Origin of the sequence: Stenotrophomonas sp. AS012628 (assembly GCF_010608305.1) — a bacterium.
In the GTDB taxonomy this organism is placed as follows: domain Bacteria; phylum Pseudomonadota; class Gammaproteobacteria; order Xanthomonadales; family Xanthomonadaceae; genus Stenotrophomonas; species Stenotrophomonas geniculata.
Genome location: NZ_VMBJ01000006.1, coordinates 65,667 through 87,545 on the forward strand (window position 1 = coordinate 65,667; position 21,879 = coordinate 87,545).

The window sequence follows — 21,879 nt, forward strand, 5'->3', positions numbered from 1 at the left end:
TCGGCACATTGTCCACGGCAGCCGCGAAAACTCAGTGCACCGCGGCCTTCGGCCCCAACAATGCCAGCAGCACATAGACCACGATCGAGGCGACGGTGCCGAACGCTGCCGGCAACCCGAACGCCCACGCCGAACGGCCCTGCTGGCGCGCCCACTGGGCCAGATGCCAGGCCGCGCCCAGGTTAATCAGCCAGGCAATGACGAACACCGGCCACAGCACCATGCCTACCGCGCGCAGCAGGGGCATGGACACCAGCGCGGCAACGATCGCTGAGATCAGGAAGATCAGTGCGGAGCGGGAATGGCGTGATCGTGCTGGTGAGCCGGCAGGTAGTTCCCTCAATTCCATGGCAGAGCCTCGATCCTGGTGTCAACCAAAGGGGATCACGTACGGCACCCGAAGGGAAGCGTTCTGTAGGGTCGGGCCGTGCTCGACTGATCCGGCATTGCGCGAACGGCAGCCGAGCATGGGCTCGGCTCTACAGGACAATCAGCCTTGGGCGAAGTCCTTCAGGATCTCGCCGACGCCGCTGGGCGAGATCTCGAAGCCCAGCGGAGTGCCTGGGTTGATCACCACGCCGTAGCCCCCCGGCACGCGGCGCAGAACGTCCAGCATCAACCAGCGGATCTGGTGTTGGGCCTGCTGGCTGTAGATGCCCACCCGCGATGGATCGGTGAACACGGCCACGTGCAGGATGCCCTGCTTGTCGAACAGCAGCGGGTCGAAGCCGCTGCCGTCGGGCGTGACCAGGCTGCCGGTCAGCAGCACTACCTCGGAAGCGACGAAGGCCTCCATGAAGGCGCGGATCGGCACCGCCCCGTCCATCGCCGCCTTCAGCAGGGTTTCGATCGGGGTCTGCGGGGCGAGGTCGGTCATGGCGGTACGGCAGGGCGTGAGGGGGGCCTATTGTAGGGTCGAGCCTGCTCGACTGCTCGAAGAGCGTGCCAACCGAGGTTGGCACCCACCAGAGCGGTAGCGCCGGGCCATGCCCGGCGGCGCCCTCACCGTCCCAGACGCTGGTCCCGAGCCTTCTGGTCGGTCATCGCCTTGTCCAGCTCGGCCTGCAGCGCTGGCTGCTGCACGGCGGCATCCAGCACGTACACCTTCACGCCATGCGCGGGCACTTCGGCCTTCAGGGAGGCATCCACCTGCAACGAACCGCCGTCCAGCGCATCACGCCAGCGGCCAGCCTGGACGTAACGCGCCACGGTGAAGCTCCTGGCCTGGTCGCCCTTGTTCAGCAGCACCAGCGCGGTCTGCGCCACCTCGCCCTGCTGCAGCACACGGAAGAACACCGCCTCATCACCCTGCAGGCGCTCGTTCACCTGCAGGCCGCGCTGCAGCGCCGGGGTGGCTTCACGCAGTCGCGCGATACGCTGCAGCGGCGCGAAGATGGGGCTCTTCGGCGCCGCATCCACACGCGGCTGGCCGAAGTAGGCGCGGTTGCCGGCGTGCTCGGCGCGGCCACGCATGAAACCGGTCTCCGAGCCGTAATAGACCACCGGAATGCCGCGCGCGGTGAACAGCCAGTTGTGCGCATCGATGAAACCGCTGTCGCTGGCCTGCAGGCGCGGCATGTCGTGGTTGTCGTAGAAGCTCATCAGCTCGTACGGGTTGGCGTACGGCCCCCCGCTCAGGTGCAGCGGCTCGGCCAGCGTTTCAAAGCCCTTGCCGGCGGTGCCGAAGGTCTGCTCCAGTGCACCGCGCAGCGGGAAGTCGAGCACGCTGACATTGGCGTTGGCCGGCCAGGTGTGCTCGGCAATGGTCGCCGCGTTGTAGTCGAAGGCTTCGCCAAACATGAACATGCCCGGATGCTCGGCGCGGATGCGCTTGACGAATTCATGCCACCACGGGTGCGGCAGCCAGCCGATGGTGTCGATGCGCAGCGCGTCCACGCCCTGCGCGGTCCATTGCAGGTAGGCACCCACCAGGTAGTCCATTACCGCCGGATTGTCCTGGTTGAAGTCGGACAGCTCGGCCAGATTGCCGTCGAAGATCGAGCCGTCCTTGCTGTCGACCGGACCGATGTTGTTGTAGAACGCGTGCAGCGGGTTGTGCTTCGGGTCCAGCTTCTGCGGCGGCAGGTTCTGGTGGTCGGCGATCAACTTTCCATCCTTGTCGAAGATCTGACCGAACTGCGGTTGCCGTGTCGGCATGGTCCAGGCCGGCGAACCGTGGTTGCCGACGATGTCCAGCACCACCTTCAAGCCGGCACCGTGTAGGCCCTTGGTCAGTCCGGCGAAGTCCAGGTCCCTGCTGGGCAGGTGCTCATCGAGTCTGTAGAAGTTGATGCCCCAGTAGCCGTGGTAGCCGGTCTTGCCACGGTCGGTCAGCGTGCTGGTGCAGCTGATCGGCTTGCTGCCGGTAAAGGCTTCGTCCGGGTTGTCCACGATCGGCGTGATCCACACCGCGCCGAAGCCCAGGTTGCGGATGTACTGCGCGTTGTCCAGCACGCCGCGGAAGTCACCGCCCAGGTAGCCGATGTTGCCATCCACCTTGTCCGGGCACGGCACCGGGATATCGAAGGTGCGGTGCTTGCCGCCCTGGTCGCGGTGATCGTTGGACGGATCGCCGTTGACGAAGCGGTCGGTGACCACGAAATACACCGCATCACTGGCGAACGGTTCGGTGGTACCGACGTAGTCCGGACGCGGCGCGGCCACCGCCTGGCCAGCCAGCACCAGGGAAACAGCAACAGACAGCGCACCACGCATCACACCACCTCCGGACGGGACGGAACCCGCAGCACGCACAGGCCGGCGACGAACAGGCTGCAGCCGCCCAGCACCAGCACATGCATCGGTTGACCACCCAGCCAGGCGCGCAGGGCAAAGCCGAGCGCGCTGGCCGCGACCAGCTGCGGGATCACGATGAAGAAATTGAAGATGCCCATGTACACGCCCATCTTCGACGCCGGCACGCTGTCGGACAGCAGTGCGTAGGGCAGTGAGAGGATCGACGCCCAGGCGAAGCCGACGCCGACCATCGACAGCAGCAGCCAGTGCGGGTCGCGGATGAACATCAGCGAGACCAGACCGGCGCCACCCAACCACAGGTTGAGCAGGTGGCTCCAGCGCAGGCCGATGGCACGCACCATCGGTGGAATCAGTACCGCGGCCAGCGCAGCGAAGCCGTTGTAGGCGCCGAACAGTACGCCCACCCAGTTGGCGCCCTCGTTGTAGGCCGCCGTCTTCGGGTCGTCCGAACCGAAGTGGACACCGGCCACTGCGGCAGTGGTGTAGATCCACATGGCGAACAGCGCGAACCACGAGAAGAACTGCACCCAGGCCAACCGCCGCATCGTGACCGGCATCGCCCGCAGGTCGCCCACGATGGCGGCCAGCATATGCGTGCCAGGCAACGCGCGGGCCACGGCCAGCAGCAGGCCGTAGCCGGCACACAGGCCGGCCAGCACGTACAGCATCCGGTCGCCCTGCCGCCACGCGATCAGCAGCGCCAGCAGCACGCCCAGCCCCAGCCATACGGCCACCTGCGTCCAGGGCGCCGGACCGCTGATCGTCGCCGCCGCGTAATGTGCCGGCGGCTCGGCATCATCGAACCCGGCCAGCTCCGCCGGTGAATATTCGCGGGTGCTGACCACCGTCCAGGTGATCGCCGCCAGCAGCACCACCGCGCCGAAGTAGAACGCATAGCGCACGGTGTCCGGCACTTCACCTGCGGCGGCCGTATTGGCGACGCCGAAGTGGGCCAGGATGAACGGCAGGAAGCTGGCGACGATGGCGCCCACGCCGATGAAGAAGCTCTGCATGGCATAGCCGGTGGGGCGCTGGCGTGGCGCCAGCTGGTCGCCGACGAAGGCGCGGAACGGCTCCATCGATACGTTGATCGAGGCATCCAGCACCCACAGCGTACCGGCGGCGATCCACAGCGTTGGCGAATTCGGCATCACCAGCAGGGCCAGCGTGGTCAGCACCGCACCGATCATGAAGTATGGACGACGGCGCCCCCAGCGGGTCCAGGTGCGGTCGGACAGGTAACCGATCACCGGCTGCACCAGCAGGCCGGTCAGCGGCGCGGCGATCCACAATCCAGGTACCGCGTCGATGTCCGCGCCCAGCGTCTCGAAGATGCGGCTGGCGTTGGCGTTCTGCAGGGCGAATCCGAACTGGATGCCGAGGAAGCCGAAACACATGTTCCAGATCTGCCAGAACGACAGTTGTGGCTTGGCGGGACGATTCATCGTGCGTCCTCTTCCGCCGCCACCTGCGTCACCTTCAACGCCTGCACCTGCGCCTGGTTGAGCACGCCGTCGCGCCCGCCCTTTCCGCCGGTGTAGTGCGCGAAATGCTGCAGCGCGCTCATGTTGAAGCCTTCTTCAAGCGCGACCGTGCACGGCCCCTTGTGCACGGCGAACGTTGCCGAGGTCGAGTCCTGCACGGCCACGCTGTGCGGCATCGCAACCGTATGCCGCTGCAATGGCTGGCCCGGGCACTGCAGTGCCAGCTGCTTGACCGCAGCCGTGACGCCGGTGTTGATCGGCCCGTTCGGGTTGCGGTACTGCAGGCGCAGGCGCACCTGCCCGGCCTTGGCCGAGGTGAACTGCCAGCGATCCTCGCCCTTCAGCACCTGCTGCGGACCGACGCAGAGCATCGGGCTGTGCAGCGATTCCAACGTGCCTTCGCGCCGGGTCAGGCTGAGGCAATGCTGCAGGCCATCGTCGCTGATGCGCGCCACGCCGTTGCTGTCGGTGACCGCCTTGCCGTCCTTCCACAGCACCTGATCGGCTGCCACCGCAACGTTCCAGCCCGCGCCCTTGCGCAGGGCCTGCGGCGCCGCCGGTGTTGCCGGCGCACGCGCGTTGGCATCCGCAGTCGTGGCAGCGAAACCGGTTGCTGCCGGGGCGGCGACCAGCTGCACCGTCGTGGTGCTGCCACGCGTGGTGGTTCTGCCGGCCACCAGCAGGCCATCGCCCACGTTCTGCGGGCGCTCCAGCACATAGCGCTTGCCGTTGGCTTCCAACGTGATACGGGGATGCGTGCCGAACAGTTCTGGCACCAGCACGGCCGGCAGCTTGGGCTGCACGCGGCCATCGTCCTGCACGCCGAACACGCCTTCGGTGACCATGGCCAGATAGCCGGCCACCGACCACAGCTGGCGCTCGGAATTGACCACCGGCCCGCTCAGCGCGCCTTCGTCCACATGCACGGCCTGGCTGACAAGCTCGTAGTTTTCCATGTTGGAACCGGCCAGCGCGGCGCCGCGCATCAGCGAACGGATCTCGGCGGCAATGCGCGGGACATCATCCAGCTGGCGCGCCGCGCGCAGCGAATAGGCGCTGACGAACGGCCAGATGGCGCGGTTGTGATAGATCGGCTGCTGCCCTTCCTGCGGCCAGACCACCGGACTGCCGGCCGGCCCGATCGGGTACGCCGCCAGCGCACGGCGCGCACGCCCGGTCGGCAGCACGTCGGCCAGGATACCCAGCGACAGGCCCAGCAGATCGACCTTGGCGTACGGCACCGGGTGCGCCGCTTCGCCGATGTAGCTCATGTACTGGCCCATGTCCTCCCGCCAGAAGCGCGCATCGACCTGCTGCGCCAACGCATCGGCCCACGCCTTGTACTCGTCCGCGCGGGCATCGCCGCGCTTGCCGGCCAGGCGTTCGGCCAGGCGCAGCGCCTGGTAGTGCAGCACGTTGGTGGACAGCGCGTAGGAATCACCGATGAAGCGCACGTCCTCGCGGGTCCAGTCCGGATAGGTCTGCTCGCGCCAGTCCAGGAACGAGGTCTCGCCGCGGTACAGGCCCACCTGCGCGTCGAACACCATCGCGCGGTCCTGTGCCAGCGTGCCCTGCAGCGCCTGCCAGACCTGATCGGCAAACGCCGGATCATCCAGCAGGTGGCGCGCGGCCAGGAACCACACCACGCGGTCGCTGCTGATCGGCCAGCTGCCGCCGGACCCGGTGTCCTGCGCCACGAACAGGCCGGGCGTGTGCCCGTCGCGCGCCGCCGACAGCTTGAACTGCAGCGACTGCCGGGTGCGCTGCGGGTCCAGCCGCGCCAACGCCAGATCGGCGGCGAAGCTGACATCGCGGGTCCACACATAGGGCCAGCGCGCGCCGGTCTGGAAGCACTCGCACGGCACCGGCCGGCCTTCGTCGAACGCGGGATCGCGAATCGCGTCCACACGGTCCTGGTCCATCTCCTGCTGGGCCAGCGCGAACAACGCGTCGAACATCACGCTGCCGGTCTGGCTGCGCATCGGCATCGGCGCGATACGCACCTCACCTTTCGGCGCATGCAGTACGAAGCTGCCGTTGGCAGCGGCTTCGGCACGCGCATGGCGGCCGTCGAATTGCAGGTCGGCCGCCTGCGCGGTCGATCCCAGCGCTGCCCCCAGGACAGCGGTCAGGCAAATGATCTTCAGCATCGAAGCGGCGGACCGGCTTGCGCCCGTCGGCCTCCCTCCCTCTCTGCACGCGTTGTAGGTCCGCACCGTCGTTGCCGGCGGGCGGGCACGGCCCCTCCCTCAAGGTGCCTTGGCCCCATGGTAGACGCGGGGCTGTCGGCTGCGTCCAGCTGCATACGTATTCATGGCGCCACGCGGTAGCGCGCCTGCTGTGCTGGCTTATGGTCCGGGTCTGCCAACGGCGCCTTGGGAGGGGAACTGCCGATGTCACCCACTGCTGTACGCGCGGCAATCGCGCACCTGCTCGGCCTGGCCCTGCTGGCCTGGGCCACGCTGGCACAGGCCGCGCCACAGGTCGCCAGCGTCGAATCACCCGGCAAGGTGCTGAAGGTCAGCCTGGTGCTGGACGGCGGGACCGCCCGCTACCGCGTCGAGCGTTTCGGCGAGCCCGTGGTGGAGGATTCGAAGCTCGGCTTCGCCCTGCGCGATGGCCGCCTGGACCGCGATTTCGCCCTGCTCGGCCAGCAGCGGCGCAGCGTCGACGACAGTTGGGAGCAGCCGTGGGGCGAGCGCCGGCTCACCCGCAACCACTTCAACGAGCTGACCGTGCAGCTGGCCGAAACCACCGGCAGCAAGCGACGGCTGGATGTGGTGTTCCGCGTCTACGACGACGGCCTCGGCTTCCGCTATGTGTTCCCTGAGCAACCGAACCTGCGCGAGGCGATCATCGATGACGAGCTGACCGAGTTCGCCATCGCGCCCGAATCGACCGCCTGGTGGATTCCCGCCGGCGAACCGATCCATTACGAGTACCTGTACCAGCGTACCCCGCTGCGCGAAGTGCCGCAGGTGCATACGCCGATGACCCTGCGCAGCCGCGATGGCCTGCACGTGGCGATCCACGAGGCTGCGCTGGTGGACTACGCCGGCATGTGGCTGCGCCGCACCGAGGGCCAGCGCCTGCGCGCGCAGCTCTCGCCCTCGGCCGAAGGCTGGAAGGTGCGCCGTGCCCTCCCCTTCGCCACACCCTGGCGCACGCTGCAGGTTGCTGACCGCGCGGGTGGCCTGATCGAATCGGACCTGATCCTCAACCTCAACGAACCCAATGCGCTGGGCGACGTGAGCTGGGTGAAGCCCGCCAAGTACCTCGGGGTGTGGTGGTCGATGCACCTGGACAACGAGAGCTGGGCGACCGGGCCGAAGCATGCGGCCACCACCGCCAAGACGAAGAAGGTGATCGACTTCGCTGCTGCGCACGGCTTCCGCGGCGTGCTGGTGGAAGGCTGGAATCCGGGCTGGGACGGCATGTGGGTGGGTAATGGCTACAACTTTGATTTCACCCGCGCCACGCCCGATTTCGATATCGAAGCGCTGTCGGCGTATGGCCTGAAAAAGGGCGTGCACCTGATCGGCCACCACGAAACCGGCTGTGCCATCGAGCACTACGAGGATCAGTTGGGCGCCGCGCTGGACCTGTACGCACGGCTGGGGGTGGACCAGTTCAAGACCGGCTACGTCTGCGACGATGGCCAGGTCGACCGGCGAAATCCGGCTGGCGGCTCGCTCTGGCGCGAGTGGCACGACGGGCAGTTCATGGCCCGCCATCACCTGAAGGTGGTGCAGGAGGCCGCGCGCCGGCACCTGTCGGTGAACCCGCATGAGCCGATCAAGGACACCGGCCTGCGCCGCACCTACCCCAATTGGATCTCGCGCGAAGGCGCACGCGGCATGGAGTACAACGCCTGGGGCCAGCCGCCGAACCCGCCGGAGCACGAGGTCAACCTGGTGTTCACCCGGATGCTGGCCGGGCCGATGGATTACACCCCCGGCATCCTCAGCCTGAAGGGCCGCCACGGCCAGGCCATTCCCAGCACGCTGGCGCGCCAGCTGGCGCTGTACGTGGTGCTGTACAGCCCGATCCAGATGGCCGCCGACCTGCCCGAGCACTACCTGCAGCATCGCGAGGCGTTCCGCTTCATCGAAGACGTGGCGGTGGACTGGGAGCAGAGCCGCGTGCTCGATGGCGAGGTGGGCGACTACGTGACGATCGTGCGCCGCGACCGCAACAGCCGCGACTGGTTCCTCGGCAGCATCACCGATGAACACGGCCGCGTGCTGCCGGTGTCGCTGGGCTTCCTGGAACCCGGCGTGCGCTATCGCGCCGAGATCTACCGCGATGGCGAGGGCGCTGATTTCCGCAGCAACCCGTTCGCGTTCGCACGCGAAACCCGCGAGGTGACCAGTGCCGATGCAGTGACGCTGGTACTGGCACCGGGCGGTGGGCAGGCCATTCGCTTCACGCCTATCCGTTGAACGTCTTCCTGCCTGCGCGCCGCTGTAGCGCCCGAGACCACGCTCGGGCGGCGGTGCGCAGCACCGGAACGCAGCTGAGCATGGGCTCGGCTCTACAGAACGATGCACCTGAAAGCGATTACACCCCTGCAAACGGCATTGAATACGTATGCAGGGTGATTCCCGCGAAGAACGCGCTGCCTACCATAGCGGCGACGACAGCGGCCACCGCGTCGCACGTCCACGGTCACTCCGGGACGTTCACGAATCGATCTGCAACATTGCCTGGGAGGGGAAAATGTTGAACCACAAGCGCAGCGCGCTGAGCATCGCGCTGGCCGTTGTCCTGGCGCCGACGCTGGCGTCTGCACAGTCCACGCAGAGCACCACCACGCCGGCCGCCACCGCCGCCACCAACCTGGATACGGTGCAGGTCACCGGCATCCGCCGCGGCATCGAAAACGCGATCGCGATCAAGCAGGACGCCACCTCGGTGGTCGAGGCGATTTCCGCCGAAGACATCGGCAAGCTGCCCGACGTCAGCATCGCCGAATCCATCTCGCGCCTTCCCGGCCTGGCCGCCCAGCGCGTTGCCGGCCGTGCGCAGGTGATCAGCGTGCGCGGCCTGTCACCCGACTTCGCCACCACCCTGCTCAATGGCCGTGAAGTGGTCAGCACCGGCGACAACCGCGGCGTCGAGTTCGACCAGTACCCATCCGAGCTGGTCAACGGCGTGACTGTCTACAAGACCCCGGACGCGGCTCTGGTCGGCCAGGGCCTGTCGGGCACCATCGACATGCAGACCGCACGCCCGCTCAGCTTCGGCGAGCGCGTGATCGCGGTCAGCGGCCGCTACCAGAAGAGCTCCCTGGGCCGCGCCGCCAACATCGATCCGTATGGCAACCGCTTCAGTGCCAGCTACATCGACCAGTTCTTCGACAACACCCTGGGCATCGCCATCGGTTACGCGCACAGCGACATGCCGATCCAGGAGAACCAGGTCGGCCTCTACGAGCCCTGGACCACCGAACACACCGACAAGGGCGAGCGTCGCGGAATCGCGCCAGGCACCTACTTCACCGATGGCATCAAGGCGCTGCGCCGTACCGGCAACAACAAGCGCGACGGCGTGATGGCGACGATCCAGTTCCGCCCGAGCAACAGCTGGACCAGCACCTTCGACGCGTTCCACACCGAAGCCGAGCAGATCGACACCGCCAACCAGTTCGAGCTGAGCCTCAGTGGCAATGGCGAGGACAGCAACAATCCCAACGCGATCCTGCCGGTGTTCAGCAATGTCGGCCGCAATGCCGATGGCAGCTTCACCGGTGGCACGATCAGCAATGCGTACCCGCTGGTCCGCGGCATGTACAACAAGCGCAAGGACAAGATCGACGCGTTCGGCTGGAACAACGAGTTCAACGTCGGCGGTGTGAAACTGGTCGCCGACCTGAACTACTCGAAGGCAACCCGCCGCGAGATCAACCTGGAAAACAACCTGCAGCTGGTGCCGCGCCCGCAGTTCGACACGATCGGCCTGGTGGTGAACAACAACAGCTTCTCGCAGATCACGCCGGGGCGCGACTATTCCAATCCGGACAGCCTGTTCCTGACCAATACGATCTATGGTTCCGGCTACGGCAAGGTGCCGGAAGTTGAAGACCGCTTGAAGGGCGCCAAGCTGGCGGCGACGCTGCCGGTTCCCGAGGCCATGTCCAGCTGGTTCTCGGATGTGGACGTGGGCGTGAACTATGCCGACCGCCGCAAGCAGAAGGCCCAGGCCGAAGGCAACATCCTGCTCGGCGCCCAAGGCGAATCCACCATCGCCCCGGACCTGCAGTACCGCCCGGTCAACCTCGGCTTCGCCGGCATCGGCTACATCCCGTCGTGGAACGTGCCGGCAGCGGTGGGTCGCTACATGACCTTCAACCCGGTCGACAATCTGGACTACCTGATTCCCAAGTCGTGGACGGTCGAGGAGAAGATCACCACCGCGTGGGCACGCCTGAACATCAACACCGACATCGGCGTGGTCGGCGTGCGCGGCAACATCGGCGTACAGATGCAGCACACCGACCAGAGCTCGGATTCGCGCTACTGGGACAGCTCACAGCCGGCGGGCAGCAACATCCAGCCCTTCTCTGCCGGCAAGACCTACAAGGATTGGTTGCCGAGCTTGAACCTGGTGTTCATGTTCCCGCACCAGCAGACATTGCGCTTCGCCGCCGCCAAGCAGGTCGCGCGCCCGCGCGTGGACCAGATGCGTGCCGGCCTGGAGTTCGGTGTGGATACCAACAACGGCCGCCCCGGTGGCAGCGGCGGCAATCCGCTGCTGGATCCGTGGCGCGCGACCGCGCTGGACCTGTCCTACGAGAAGTACTTCGGCGAGAAGGCCTACGTGGCTGCGGCGATCTTCTACAAGGATCTGAAGAGCTACGTCTACACGCAGTCGGTGGACAACTATGACTTCAGCGGCCTGCTGGGCAATTACGTGCCGCCGCCGGGCATGACCGCACCGGTGCTGACCACCGGTACCTTCTCCACGCCGCAGAACGGCAAGGGCGGCACGTTGAAGGGGCTGGAGCTGACCGGGTCGTTCCCGCTGGAGATGCTGACCGACAGCCTGCGTGGCTTCGGCGTGCAGGCCAGCGCGACCTTCAACAAGAGCGACATCACCATCCTGGATCCGGAAAGCGCCTCCAGCGTGGGCAGTGGCCCGATCAGCCTGCCGGGCCTGTCCAAGCGCGTGTACAACTTCACCGCCTACTACGAGCGCAGTGGCTTTGAAGCACGCGTGAGCCAACGCCGCCGCTCGGACTTCATTGGTGAGATCGGCAACTTCAACGGCAACCGCACGCTGCGTTACGTGGTAGGCGAGAACGTGACCGATGCACAGGTCAGCTACACCTTCAGCGACAGCAGCAGCCTGCGCGGGCTGACCCTGCTGCTGCAGGGCAGCAACCTGACCAACGAGCCGTACCGCACCTACGCCGGCAGCAAGGATCGCCCGCTGGAGTACATCGAGTGGGGCCGCACCTACATGCTGGGCGTGAACTACAAGTTCTGATCACGACCGGGTAGTGCCGGTCGCTGGCCGGCAACCCATGGGGAGCAGGACCGGAAACCCGCTGCGCAGGCAGCGGGTTTTCTTCTGCGCGGATGCTGGCCGTTGGTCGGCCAGGCCCACCCACAAAAAAGGGACGGGGCGCTTCGGCCCCGTCCCCGCAAGTACCGCCACCGGAGAAAACGGTCAGCTGCGTCGGGCGCAATACACCGCGCGCGGCGGCAGCTCGAGTTCATTGCCCTGCACCGTGCCCGCATCCGGGCCCGGTACCTCCACCTGCTGCCAGTTGCCCGGCGGCAGCGGATGGCTCACCGCCTCGGCCGACAGGTTGAAGGCCAGCAGGAGGGTTTCATCTGCAAGCATACGCTCGAACAGCAGCACTGGCTCGGCGCTTTCGATGAACCGGATGCTGCCATGCAGGAGCGCCGGCTGGCTATGCCGCCAGGCCAGGAACCCCCGGAATGCGGCCAGGACCGAGCCCGGGTCGCGCTCCTGCACCGCCACGGCCGCGGCGCGGTGCTCGGCCGGGATCGGCAGCCACGGCTGGCCCGTGGTGAAACCGGCCAGCGGCGCATCAGTCCACGGCAACGGGGTGCGGCAGCCGTCGCGGCCCTTGAAGTTCGGCCAGAAGGTGATGCCATAGGGGTCCTGCAGCGCCTCGAACGGCACCTCGGCCTCAGCCAGGCCCAGCTCCTCGCCCTGGTACAGGCAGACCGAGCCGCGCAGCGAGCACAGCATCGCCACCAGCATCCGCGCCAGGCGCGGGTCAGCCGGGTGGCCGCCCCAGCGGCTGACCGCCCGCTCCACGTCGTGATTCGAAACCGCCCAGCACGGCCAGCCTTCGGTCATCGCCGCTTCCAGCCGCGAGACCGTGTCGCGGATATAGGCCGCGCTGTAGTCGTCCACCAGCAGCTCGAAGCTGTAGCCCATGTGCAGGCGGCCGTCCCGGGTGTACTCGGCGGTGGTGGCCAGCGAGTCCTCCGAGGAGATCTCGCCCAGGCTCACCGCGCCCGGGTACTCGTCCAGCAGCGCGCGCAGGCGCTCCAGGAAGGGCAGGTTCTCCGGCTGGGTGTTGTTGTAGTAGTGGTACTGGTACGCGTACGGGTTGTCCGGGCTGAAGCCGCGGCCCACGCGCTTGTCGGCGGGCTTTGGCGGGTTGTCGCGCAGCTGCGCGTCGTGGAAGCAGAAATTGATGGCGTCCAGGCGGAAGCCGTCCACGCCGCGGTCCAGCCAGAAGCGCACGTTGTCCAGGGTGGCCTGCTGCACGTCCGGGTGGTGGAAGTTCAGGTCCGGCTGGTCGACCAGGAAGTTGTGCAGGTAGTACTGCTCACGGCGCGGCTCCCACTGCCAGGCGCCGCCGCCGAACAGCGACAGCCAGTTGTTGGGCGGGGTGCCGTCCTCGCGCGGGTCGGCCCACACGTACCAGTCCGCCTTCGGATTGCTGCGGTCCTGGCGGCTCTCGCGGAACCAGGCGTGCTCGATCGAGGTATGGCTCAGCACCTGGTCGATCATCACCTTCAGGCCCAGGCCGTGGGCCTTGGCCAGCAGCCGGTCGAAGTCGTCCAGGCTGCCGAACAGCGGGTCGACGTCGCGGTAGTCGGCGATGTCGTAGCCGAAGTCGGCCATGGGGGACTTGAAGAACGGCGAAATCCAGATCGCGTCCACGCCCAGCGCGGCGATGTGGTCCAGCCGCTCGATGATGCCCGGCAGGTCACCCACCCCGTCGCCGTTGGCATCGAGGTAGCTGCGCGGGTAGATCTGGTAGATGACGGCTCCGCGCCACCATGGATAGTGCGACATCGACAGCCCCCCTCCGGGCATGCAGGGCCCACCGGAAGCGGGCCGAAATCCTGTTCCGGCAAGCTTAGCGGTGGCCTCCGGGGCATGGCGCAGCCTGCATACGTATTCACGCTGGCCGCTGGCGTGACCGCGCCGCAGCGGCGTGCCAGTCCGGTTTGCGCCCGGAGTTCACGGGCAACGCCTATAATCAACGGCGAGCCTGAAAGCCTGATCGCATGACCATCACCGAAGACACCCGTCCCGCCCTGGGCCTGCCCCAGATCCAGTCGCTTGCTGCGGCCGACATGGCCGCCGTCGACGCCCTGATCCGGCGCCGGCTGTCCTCGGACGTCGTGCTGATCAACCAGATCGCCGATCACATCATTTCCGCCGGCGGCAAGCGCCTGCGCCCGATGCTGGTCATGCTGGCCGGCCATGCGGTCGGCCAGGCCGGCCCGGATCACCACCAGCTGGCGGCAATCATCGAGTTCATCCACACCTCCACCCTGCTGCACGACGACGTGGTGGACGAATCCAGCCTGCGCCGTGGCCGCAGCACCGCCAACGCGCTCTGGGGCAATGCACCGAGCGTGCTGGTCGGCGACTTCCTGTACTCGCGCAGCTTCCAGCTGATGGTCGAACTGGAGCGCATGTCGGTGATGCAGATCCTGGCCGATGCCACCAACCGCATCGCTGAGGGTGAGGTGTTGCAGCTGCTGCACGTGCACAACCCCGATACCGACGAAGCCGCGTACCTCCGCGTGATCGAGCGCAAGACCGCGGTGCTGTTCGCCGCCGGCACCCGCCTGGGCGCGCTGGCCAGTGGCGTGGACGAAGCCAAGCAACAGGCCCTGTTCGACTACGGCATGCACCTGGGCTACGCGTTCCAGATCGCCGACGACGTGCTGGACTACTCGGCCAACGCCGACGAACTGGGCAAGAACCTGGGCGATGATCTGGCCGAAGGCAAGGCGACGCTGCCGCTGATCCACGCGATGGCGCACTCCGACGACGCCACCCGTGAGCGCCTGCGCACCATCGTGCAGGACGGCGATGCCTCGGCGATGCCGGAAGTGCTGGCCGCGATCCGCGCCACCGGCGGCCTGGAGTACAGCCGCGCGCGTGCGGAGGAATACGCCGAAGCCGCCGAGCGCGCGCTCGATGGCCTGGGCGACAACGACGCGGTCGCCGCCCTGCGCGGCCTGGCCCGCTACGCGGTGCAGCGCTCGCATTGATCGGTTGAGGTGTGCCGACCAACGGTCGGCACCTACCGTGGCTGTGGGTGGATGCCGACCATTGGTCGGCACTGGAACATCGGTGGGTGCCAACCTTGGTCGGCACGCCTTTGTTTACCGGAACCGCTCCTCGAAGAACTCATCCAGCGCCTTCCACGCGCGCTTGGCCGCCCGTTCGTTGTACTGGCAGCCCGGCGGACTGTTGGCATCGCGCTCGGCAAAGCAGTGCACCGCACCACTGTAGTTGGTGAACTCCCAATCGACCTTGGCCGCGTTCATTTCCTTCTGGAAACCGGCGATATCCTCGGCGGTCACGCTCTTGTCGTCGGCGCCATTGAGCACCAGCACCGACGGATGGCTGCCACCGGCCTGCGCCGGCAACGGCGAGCCCAATCCACCGTGCAGGCTCACCACACCGGCCAGCGGCGCACCGGCCCGGGCCAGCTCCAGCACCGTGGTGCCGCCAAAACAGAAGCCCACCGCGCCGATCCGGCTGGCATCCAGCGGCACCTTGCCGGCCTGCGCCTTGAGCACGTTCACCGCCTCCAGCGCGCGGGCACGCAGCAACGGCCGGTCGTTGCGCAGCTTGGTCGCCACCGGCCCGGCCTCGGCATCGGTCTTCGGCCGCACACCCTTGCCGTAGACATCGGCCACCAGCACCACGTAGTCGTCACCGGCCAGCTGCTTGGCCTTCTCGATGGCCGATTCGTTCACGCCCTTCCAGTTCGGCACCATCACCAGGCCAGGGCGCTTGTCATGCTCGCCGTCGTCATAGACCAGCACGCCACTGAAGGTCGTGCCCTGGTGTTTCCATTCCACCGGCTGCGTCTTCATCGCCGCCCACGCCGGCATCGCCGCCAGCCCCAGGATCATCGCCACACCGCATCGCCAACGATTCATGCGCCTGCTCCGCAAGAAAAAGGGGACGGAGGGGATTAAGCCGTAATCGCCCCTCCCGCGTCGCATTCTGCATTGGCGGCGTGACGCAGGTGTGGTTGGATACGACTTAATCCCCTCCGTCCCCTTTTTTCGCATGAATCTTGTTGATCGCTTTCTGTCTGGCCTGATCCCGCGTTTGCCTGCCGAGGATGCCCCGCAGTGGGCACATGTCCAGGGCGCCAGCGCCGAAGACCTGCAGCGCCTGCGTGTGCAGTGGCCGCAGGTGCCGGGCAGCCTGGTGGAGCTGCTGTCGCGCGTGGATGGCACCCACTACCGGGAGTACCCCGCGGGCAAGGTCTGCGTGCTGATGCTCGGCTCGGATGTCGAGGACGGCGGCTATCCGTACTACCTGCGATCGGTCGCGCAGATCTTCGAGGACCAGCAGCGGTGGGACGACAGCATCCGTTCCATCTACGAAGAGTGGCTGGATGACGAACCGGAGATTCTCGGCGAGGGCATCGATGCGGATCTGCCGATGAGCCGCCGGCTGTGTTTCTCGCACTGCATGAACAACGGTGGCACCTCGATGCTGTATCTGGATTTCGATCCGGCACCGGGCGGCACCGTCGGCCAGGTGGTGCGCTACCTGCACGATCCGGACAGCTACGCGGTGATCGCACCGAGCTTCGATGCGTACCTGCAGCAGCTGATCGATGGCGATTACGCGTTCATCGACGAAGACCAGTAGATCCACGCCATGGGTGGATGAATTCCCCGCTGGGTTGCCGGCCAGCGGCCGGAACTACCCTCAGGCGATGCCCAACCCCGGAATCGCGCTGATGCTGTCCGGGTCGAATCCGGCCAGTTCGGCGAAATGGCGACCACGCGCCACGTAATCGCGGTAGGCACCAAAACTGGGCGCGCCCGGCGACAGCAGCACCACCCCGCCCTGCGCACCCAGCGCCGCGCGTGCAAGCGCCATCGCCTCGGGCAGGTCGCCGGCGGCGTGCAGGCCGAAGCGACCGGCATCGGCCAGCGGCTGCAGCATCGCGTGGATGCGCGGGCCGTTGCTGCCCATGGTCACAATCTCCACCGGCGGCACGTCGTGCGCCATGTGCTGCATGAAATCGGTCCAGTCCAGGCCGCGGTCATGCCCGCCCACCAGCAGCGCGATGCGCTGCCCGGCGAAGCATTCCAGCGCGGCCAGGCTGGCATGCGGCGTGGTGCTGATCGAATCGTTGACGTAGGTCAGGCCATCGGCCACGCCAATCCGCTGCAGGCGGTTCGGCAGCGGGCGGAAATCCTGCACCGCCGGTGCCAGCGCCACCGCGTCCAGGCCCAGCGCTTCCAGTGCAGCCAGCACCGCGCACAGGTTGCCGCGGTTGTGGCGGCCCGGCAGCGGCGTGTTGCGGGTATCGAACACCGCCTGTTCGCCGCGATGCACGATGTCAGCGCGCATGTGCCACCCCTGCGGCTGGTTGAACCAGACCACCTCACTGTCGGGCAACGACAGCGCGGCCAGATGCGGATCGGCGGCATTGAGCACGGCGATGCTCGGCGCAGCTTCAGTCACCAGCCGCAGCTTGTCTTCGATGTAGCGTTGTTCGCTGCCGTGCCAGTCCAGGTGTTCGGGGAACAGGTTCAGTACCACCGCCACCTGCGGATGAGCGCCACTGCGCGCCACTTCACCGGTCTGGTAACTGGACAGTTCCACCGCCCAATACTCGGGTGCCGGCTGCGGATCCAGCACTTCCAGCAGCGGCAGGCCGATGTTGCCGACCAGGCCGGTGCGATGGCCGGCGGCACGCAGCAGGTGCGCGACCAAGGCGGTGGTGGTGCTCTTGCCCTTGGTACCGGTCACGCACACGGTGTCGTGCACGATGCCGTCGTCGGCCGTGTGTTCGGCAAACCACAGCGCGGTGCCGCCGATGAAGGTGGTGCCCTGCTCTGCCGCCGCCAGCGCGATCGGCTGGTAAGGGCTGATGCCGGGCGACTTGATCACCACATCGAACGCGGCCAGCGCTTCGGCCGAGGGTTCGCCAAGCACCTGCAGCGCGCCCTGCGTTTCCGCACGCGCGGCTTCGGCTTCAGCGGCCGGGCAGAACAGGCTCAGGCCAAGCGTTGGCAGGCGCTCACGCAGCACCGCAAACGCGGCGCGGCCCTCACGGCCCCAGCCCCACAGCGCAACGCGCTTTCCCTCAAGCTTCGAAATCTTCACGCACCCGTTCCCACAGCGCAGCCGGAACGCGGTGCTCGCCCTGCAGCTGCAGCAGCGGCGTCAGTTCCAGTTCGGCGGCATCCAGCTGCGGCTGGATCTCGTTGCAGAAGCGCTTCACCAGCACGTCTTCCTTCCACTCCGGGCGCTGCGCCAGCGTCGCCATCGCCGCACGCGATTCGCGGCCTTCACCCACGCACTCGAACGGCTTGTGGTCCTGGAATTCCAGCAGCGCATCGAAGCCACCGGCCTGCTCGGCATCGTCCAGCAGGTTGCGGCCGAAGATGCGCACCAGGCGCGTCTTGGGCATGAACGGGGCCAGCGCCAGGAACACGAAATGGCACTTCGGGCAGACGCCACACCAGCGGTTCACCGGGCGCTCGCCGAGGATGTGGAAATTGCGGTTGCAGCTGGAGAAGTGCGCGTCGTAGAAATCAGTCTTGGCGAACTGGCGGGCCACCGCCAGCTCGGACATCGGTCGCAGCAGCGAGTAGTACTGCAGATCCGCCGCCACGTACTTCCGCACATGGCTGCCGAACGCCTGCTCGCAGGCCCAGCCCTTGGACCACTGGTGGTTCACTTCGCCGGTGCCCGGAATCTGGCTGCCGTAGCTGGCCGAACGCTCGTTGGAGAACACGACCTGGTCCACGCCGTGCAGCAGGGCGGCCAGCACCATGATTGCCGAGTTCACCACCGTCACCGGGATATGGCCGTTCCAGGCGCCCTGGCGGTTGAGCTCGAACAGTTCCGGTGCCAGCGTGCGGCCCAGGTTCAATGTCGGCAGGCCGGTGCGCTCGGCGCACGCACGGATCAGCTGCGAGCCACCGATCCAGGTCACCGTCTCGTCCACGCCGGCACGGCGCAGCGCTTCGATGCTGACCAGCGAATCCTTGCCGCCGCCGATGGCCACCAGCGCGTGCGGCCGCAGGCCCAGCGCCGGCGTCTGCACGGCCTCGCCCTGCACCGGCAACCGGAAGCGGCCGCGCAGGTTCAGGCCGTTGCGGTAGGCGAATTCGCCCAGGCCATTGAGGTAAATGGTCTCCACCAGTGCGGCGGTATCGGCATCGATGCTGTAACTGTCGATGCTGACCGTATCCGGTACGCCGGCCTTGTAGTAGCTGACGCCGGCGATCAGGTGCAGCAGCTGCAGCGCACGCTGCACGGCGGCGGCGCGCGCCTCGTCCAGCACGAACGGGGCGCCGGGCACGGTGATGGTTTCCACCATCTCCGGGCCGTCGTCGAAGGCGTAGACCAGCCGGGCCACGCCGGTATCCGCTGCGAAGTCGCAGCGGACGAAGCGGAAGCGGGAAACCTGGTGTTTGTCGAAAGCAGTCATGGTGTATCCGGTCAGGCACGGGCCCGCGCGAAGGCGCGGGGCGTGTCGGTGGGCGGGTGCAGGGCGCGCGCGGTGGTCATTCGATCACGTCTTCGCGCGGCAGCATCCGCTGGTTGTAGGTGTTGGCCATCACATAGCCGTAGGCACCGGCATCGGCGATCAGCATCACGTCGTCCGGCGCAGTGGACACCGGCAGCTTGCGGCGCTTGCCGAACACATCGCTGGATTCACAGATCGGCCCGACCACATCGAACGCCGCTTCGGCATACCCCCCCTGCCGGCTGAGGTTCTCGATGTCATGCCAGGCGTCGTACAGCGCCGGGCGCATCAGTGCGTTCATGCCGGCGTCCAGGCCGACACGGCGCACGCCGTCCTTTTCCACCACCTGGGTGGCATGGGTCAGCAGCACGCCCGATTCGGCCACCAGGTAGCGGCCCGGCTCGATCGCCAGGCGGAATGCCGGGTGCAGTCCCTTTACCTCGGCCAGGCCCTCGGCCCAGGCGTCCAGGTCGAAGGGTTCGTCTTCGTCGCTGTACGGAATCGGCAGGCCGCCACCGATATCGATGGTCTGTACGCTGCCGATGCGGCGGGCGAAACCGGCCAGCTCATCGCACATCAGGCGCCAGTGCTGCGCGGTTTCCACGCCGCTGCCCAGGTGCGCATGCAGGCCCACCACGCGGCTGCCCAGTTCGGTGGCCGCGCGCACGAACTCGTCGACGCGGGCGATCGGCAGGCCGAACTTGGACTCCTTGCCACCGGTGCGGACCTTGGCGTGGTGGCCCTCGCCCCGGCCCAGATCGACGCGCAGCCACAGCTCGCGGTTACGGAACAGGTCCGGCCAGCGCTGCAGCGCTTCCACGTTGTCGACGGTCACGGTCACGCCCAGCGCAAACGCCGCCTCGTACTCGCTGCGCGGGCAAAAGCTGGGGGTGAACAGCACGCGCTTGGGCGACAGTTCCGGCAGGTGCTGGAACACATGCTTCAGCTCGCCGTGCGACACGCACTCCAGGCCGAAGCCTTCGGCTTCCAGCAGCTGCAGGATGGCCGGGTGGCTGTTGGCCTTGATCGCGTAGTAGCGCTGGTCGATCGGCTTGATTGCGGCCAGTGCACGGGCGCGGGCGCGCACCGTCGGCAGGTGGTAGACGTAGCGCGGCGTACCGGCATCGGCCAGCTGCAGCAGGTGCGCACGCTGGCCGCGCCACCACGGCGTGCCGCGCGGGCGCACGGTGCCGGCAATCTCGCGCCAGCGCGGGCCGAACACTTCGGTCTCTTCCACCGGCATCGCGCCGCTGTCGATCAGCTCTGCGTGCAGGATCGGCAGCAGGCCATCGGCATCGGCCTCGTCGATGACGAAGGTCAAGTTCAGGTCGTTGGACGACTGCGAGATCATGTGCACGCGCTCGCGGCCGAAGGTGGCCCACACGTCCGACAGCTTGTGCAGCAGCGAGCGCATGCCGCGGCCCACCAGGGTGATCGCCGCGCACGGCACGATCACCTTCACCTTGCAGATCTGCGACAGGTCGGCCGACAGCGCGGCCAGCACATCGGTGTTGACCAGGTTCTCGGACGGGTCCAGGGACACGGTGACGTTGGTCTCGGCCGAACCGATCAGGTCCACCGACAGGCCGTGCTTCTTGAACAGGTTGAACACATCGGCCAGGAAGCCGACCTGCTGCCACATGCCGATGCCTTCCATCGACACCAGCACGATGCCGTTGCGGCGGCTGATCGCCTTTACCCCCGGCACCGGCGCGGCGCTGCCGTCGATGCTGGTGCCCGGCAGTTCCGGGCGCTCGGTGTCGAGGATGGCCATCGGCACGCCGGCATCGCGGCACGGCTTGATCGAGCGCGGGTGCAGCACCTTGGCGCCGGTGGTGGCGATTTCCTGCGCCTCGTAGTAGTCCAGGCGGGTCAGCAGGCGCGCGTCCGGCACGTCCTTCGGGTTGGCGCTGAACATGCCCGGCACATCGGTCCAGATCTCCACGCGGCTGGCGCCGAGCAGCGCACCGAAGTACGCCGCCGAGGTATCCGAGCCACCGCGGCCGAGGATGGCGGTGCCGCCATCGGCATGCCGCGAAATGAAGCCCTGGGTGATCAGCAGGCGGGTCGGCTGCGCGCGGAAGCGCTGCATCCACTCGGCATCGGCACGCCACTGGCAGTTCACCGACAGGCGCTGCGACCAGTCGCTCTGGTTCGGCTGCGGCGGCATCGCATCCAGCCACTGGCGGGCATCCATCCAGCCCATGTCCAGGCCCGTGGCGTGCAGGTAGGCTGCGCCCAGGGTGGAGGACAGCAGCTCGCCCTGACCCAGCACTTCAGCCTGCCAGTCCAGCGGACGGGTCGCGGCGCGCGCGTCGTCCAGCAGGCCCTGCAGCGCCGCCAGGCGTTCGGCCAGTACCTCGCGGCCCAGGCCCAGTTCAACCAGGAAGCCCTCGTGGCGTTCGACCAGCGCCGCCACGCGATCACGGCTGTCCGGTGCGCCATCGGCAATCGCGGTCAGTTCGTTGGTGACCCCGGACAACGCCGACACCACCACCAGCACGCGCGAGCCGGTCTCTTCCGCACGTTTTTTCGCCAGCTTCCCGATCGTGTCCCAGCGATGACGACGCGACACCGAGGTGCCGCCGAACTTCAGTACGATCCAACGATCGACAAGGGGGGAAGCTGACATGGATTGGCTATGTAGAATGTGGGGAAGCCGCCCTCGGG

Annotated in this window: 14 protein-coding genes; 4 read left to right on the forward strand and 10 right to left on the reverse strand. The window is 67.2% G+C overall.

Going from position 1 to position 21,879, the window contains the following annotated elements; genetic code table 11:
• Nucleotides 1–31: 31 nt before the first annotated feature.
• The 5 genes from G5A07_RS04895 to G5A07_RS04915 all read right to left on the reverse strand — a co-directional run bounded on the left by G5A07_RS04895 (nt 32) and on the right by G5A07_RS04915 (nt 6,391).
• Complete coding sequence (locus tag G5A07_RS04895) at nt 32–349, reverse strand: hypothetical protein (RefSeq protein ID WP_010483505.1); 318 nt, start codon at nt 347–349, stop codon at nt 32–34.
• Nucleotides 350–490: 141 nt separating this feature from the next.
• Entirely contained in the window at nt 491–877 is a 387-nt protein-coding gene (locus G5A07_RS04900; protein ID WP_010483507.1) for an SseB family protein, read from the reverse strand.
• A gap of 125 nt (nt 878–1,002) precedes the next feature.
• Entirely contained in the window at nt 1,003–2,715 is a 1,713-nt protein-coding gene (locus tag G5A07_RS04905; RefSeq protein ID WP_191862943.1) for an alpha-amylase family glycosyl hydrolase, read from the reverse strand.
• Nucleotides 2,715–4,202, reverse strand: a complete 1,488-nt coding sequence (locus tag G5A07_RS04910) for an MFS transporter (RefSeq protein WP_049455570.1) — start codon at nt 4,200–4,202, stop codon at nt 2,715–2,717. The genes G5A07_RS04905 and G5A07_RS04910 overlap by 1 nt, the downstream gene beginning before the upstream one ends.
• Nucleotides 4,199–6,391, reverse strand: coding sequence for a Six-hairpin glycosidase-like protein (locus G5A07_RS04915; RefSeq protein WP_191862944.1), 2,193 nt, complete (start codon nt 6,389–6,391; stop codon nt 4,199–4,201). Before G5A07_RS04915 ends, G5A07_RS04910 begins: the two co-directional genes overlap by 4 nt.
• 237 nt (nt 6,392–6,628) lie before the next feature.
• Between G5A07_RS04915 and G5A07_RS04920 the strand changes: the two genes are divergently transcribed.
• Nucleotides 6,629–8,683 (forward strand): glycoside hydrolase family 97 protein, encoded by a 2,055-nt coding sequence (locus G5A07_RS04920; protein WP_191862963.1) that lies wholly within the window; start codon nt 6,629–6,631, stop codon nt 8,681–8,683.
• A 277-nt stretch (nt 8,684–8,960) separates the two neighbouring features.
• Entirely contained in the window at nt 8,961–11,729 is a 2,769-nt protein-coding gene (locus tag G5A07_RS04925) for a TonB-dependent receptor (protein ID WP_053443794.1), read from the forward strand.
• A 183-nt stretch (nt 11,730–11,912) separates the two neighbouring features.
• On the opposite strand, the gene G5A07_RS04930 is transcribed toward G5A07_RS04925, so the two are convergent.
• Entirely contained in the window at nt 11,913–13,526 is a 1,614-nt protein-coding gene (locus G5A07_RS04930) for an alpha-glucosidase family protein (RefSeq protein ID WP_191862945.1), read from the reverse strand.
• A gap of 215 nt (nt 13,527–13,741) precedes the next feature.
• Here G5A07_RS04930 and G5A07_RS04935 point away from each other — a divergent pair, with 215 nt between their 5' ends.
• On the forward strand, nt 13,742–14,740 hold the full coding sequence (locus G5A07_RS04935) for a polyprenyl synthetase family protein (RefSeq protein WP_010483521.1): 999 nt from the start codon (nt 13,742–13,744) through the stop codon (nt 14,738–14,740).
• Nucleotides 14,741–14,854: 114 nt separating this feature from the next.
• Here the strand turns inward: G5A07_RS04935 and G5A07_RS04940 are convergent, their stop codons facing one another.
• Nucleotides 14,855–15,640: a dienelactone hydrolase family protein gene (locus G5A07_RS04940; protein WP_019337088.1), complete on the reverse strand. Its 786-nt coding sequence runs from the start codon at nt 15,638–15,640 to the stop codon at nt 14,855–14,857.
• A 133-nt stretch (nt 15,641–15,773) separates the two neighbouring features.
• On the opposite strand from G5A07_RS04940, the gene G5A07_RS04945 reads away from it, so the two are divergent.
• Nucleotides 15,774–16,367: an SMI1/KNR4 family protein gene (locus tag G5A07_RS04945; protein ID WP_019337089.1), complete on the forward strand. Its 594-nt coding sequence runs from the start codon at nt 15,774–15,776 to the stop codon at nt 16,365–16,367.
• Between the two features lie 60 nt (nt 16,368–16,427).
• Here the strand turns inward: G5A07_RS04945 and murD are convergent, their stop codons facing one another.
• The 3 genes from murD to G5A07_RS04960 all read right to left on the reverse strand — a co-directional run bounded on the left by murD (nt 16,428) and on the right by G5A07_RS04960 (nt 21,841).
• Complete coding sequence (gene murD / locus G5A07_RS04950; RefSeq protein WP_191862946.1) at nt 16,428–17,837, reverse strand: UDP-N-acetylmuramoyl-L-alanine--D-glutamate ligase; 1,410 nt, start codon at nt 17,835–17,837, stop codon at nt 16,428–16,430.
• Complete coding sequence (gene murL / locus G5A07_RS04955) at nt 17,818–19,170, reverse strand: UDP-N-acetyl-alpha-D-muramoyl-L-alanyl-L-glutamate epimerase (protein WP_191862947.1); 1,353 nt, start codon at nt 19,168–19,170, stop codon at nt 17,818–17,820. Before murL ends, murD begins: the two co-directional genes overlap by 20 nt.
• 76 nt (nt 19,171–19,246) lie before the next feature.
• Nucleotides 19,247–21,841: a bifunctional aspartate kinase/diaminopimelate decarboxylase gene (locus G5A07_RS04960; RefSeq protein WP_191862948.1), complete on the reverse strand. Its 2,595-nt coding sequence runs from the start codon at nt 21,839–21,841 to the stop codon at nt 19,247–19,249.
• Nucleotides 21,842–21,879: the final 38 nt, after the last annotated feature.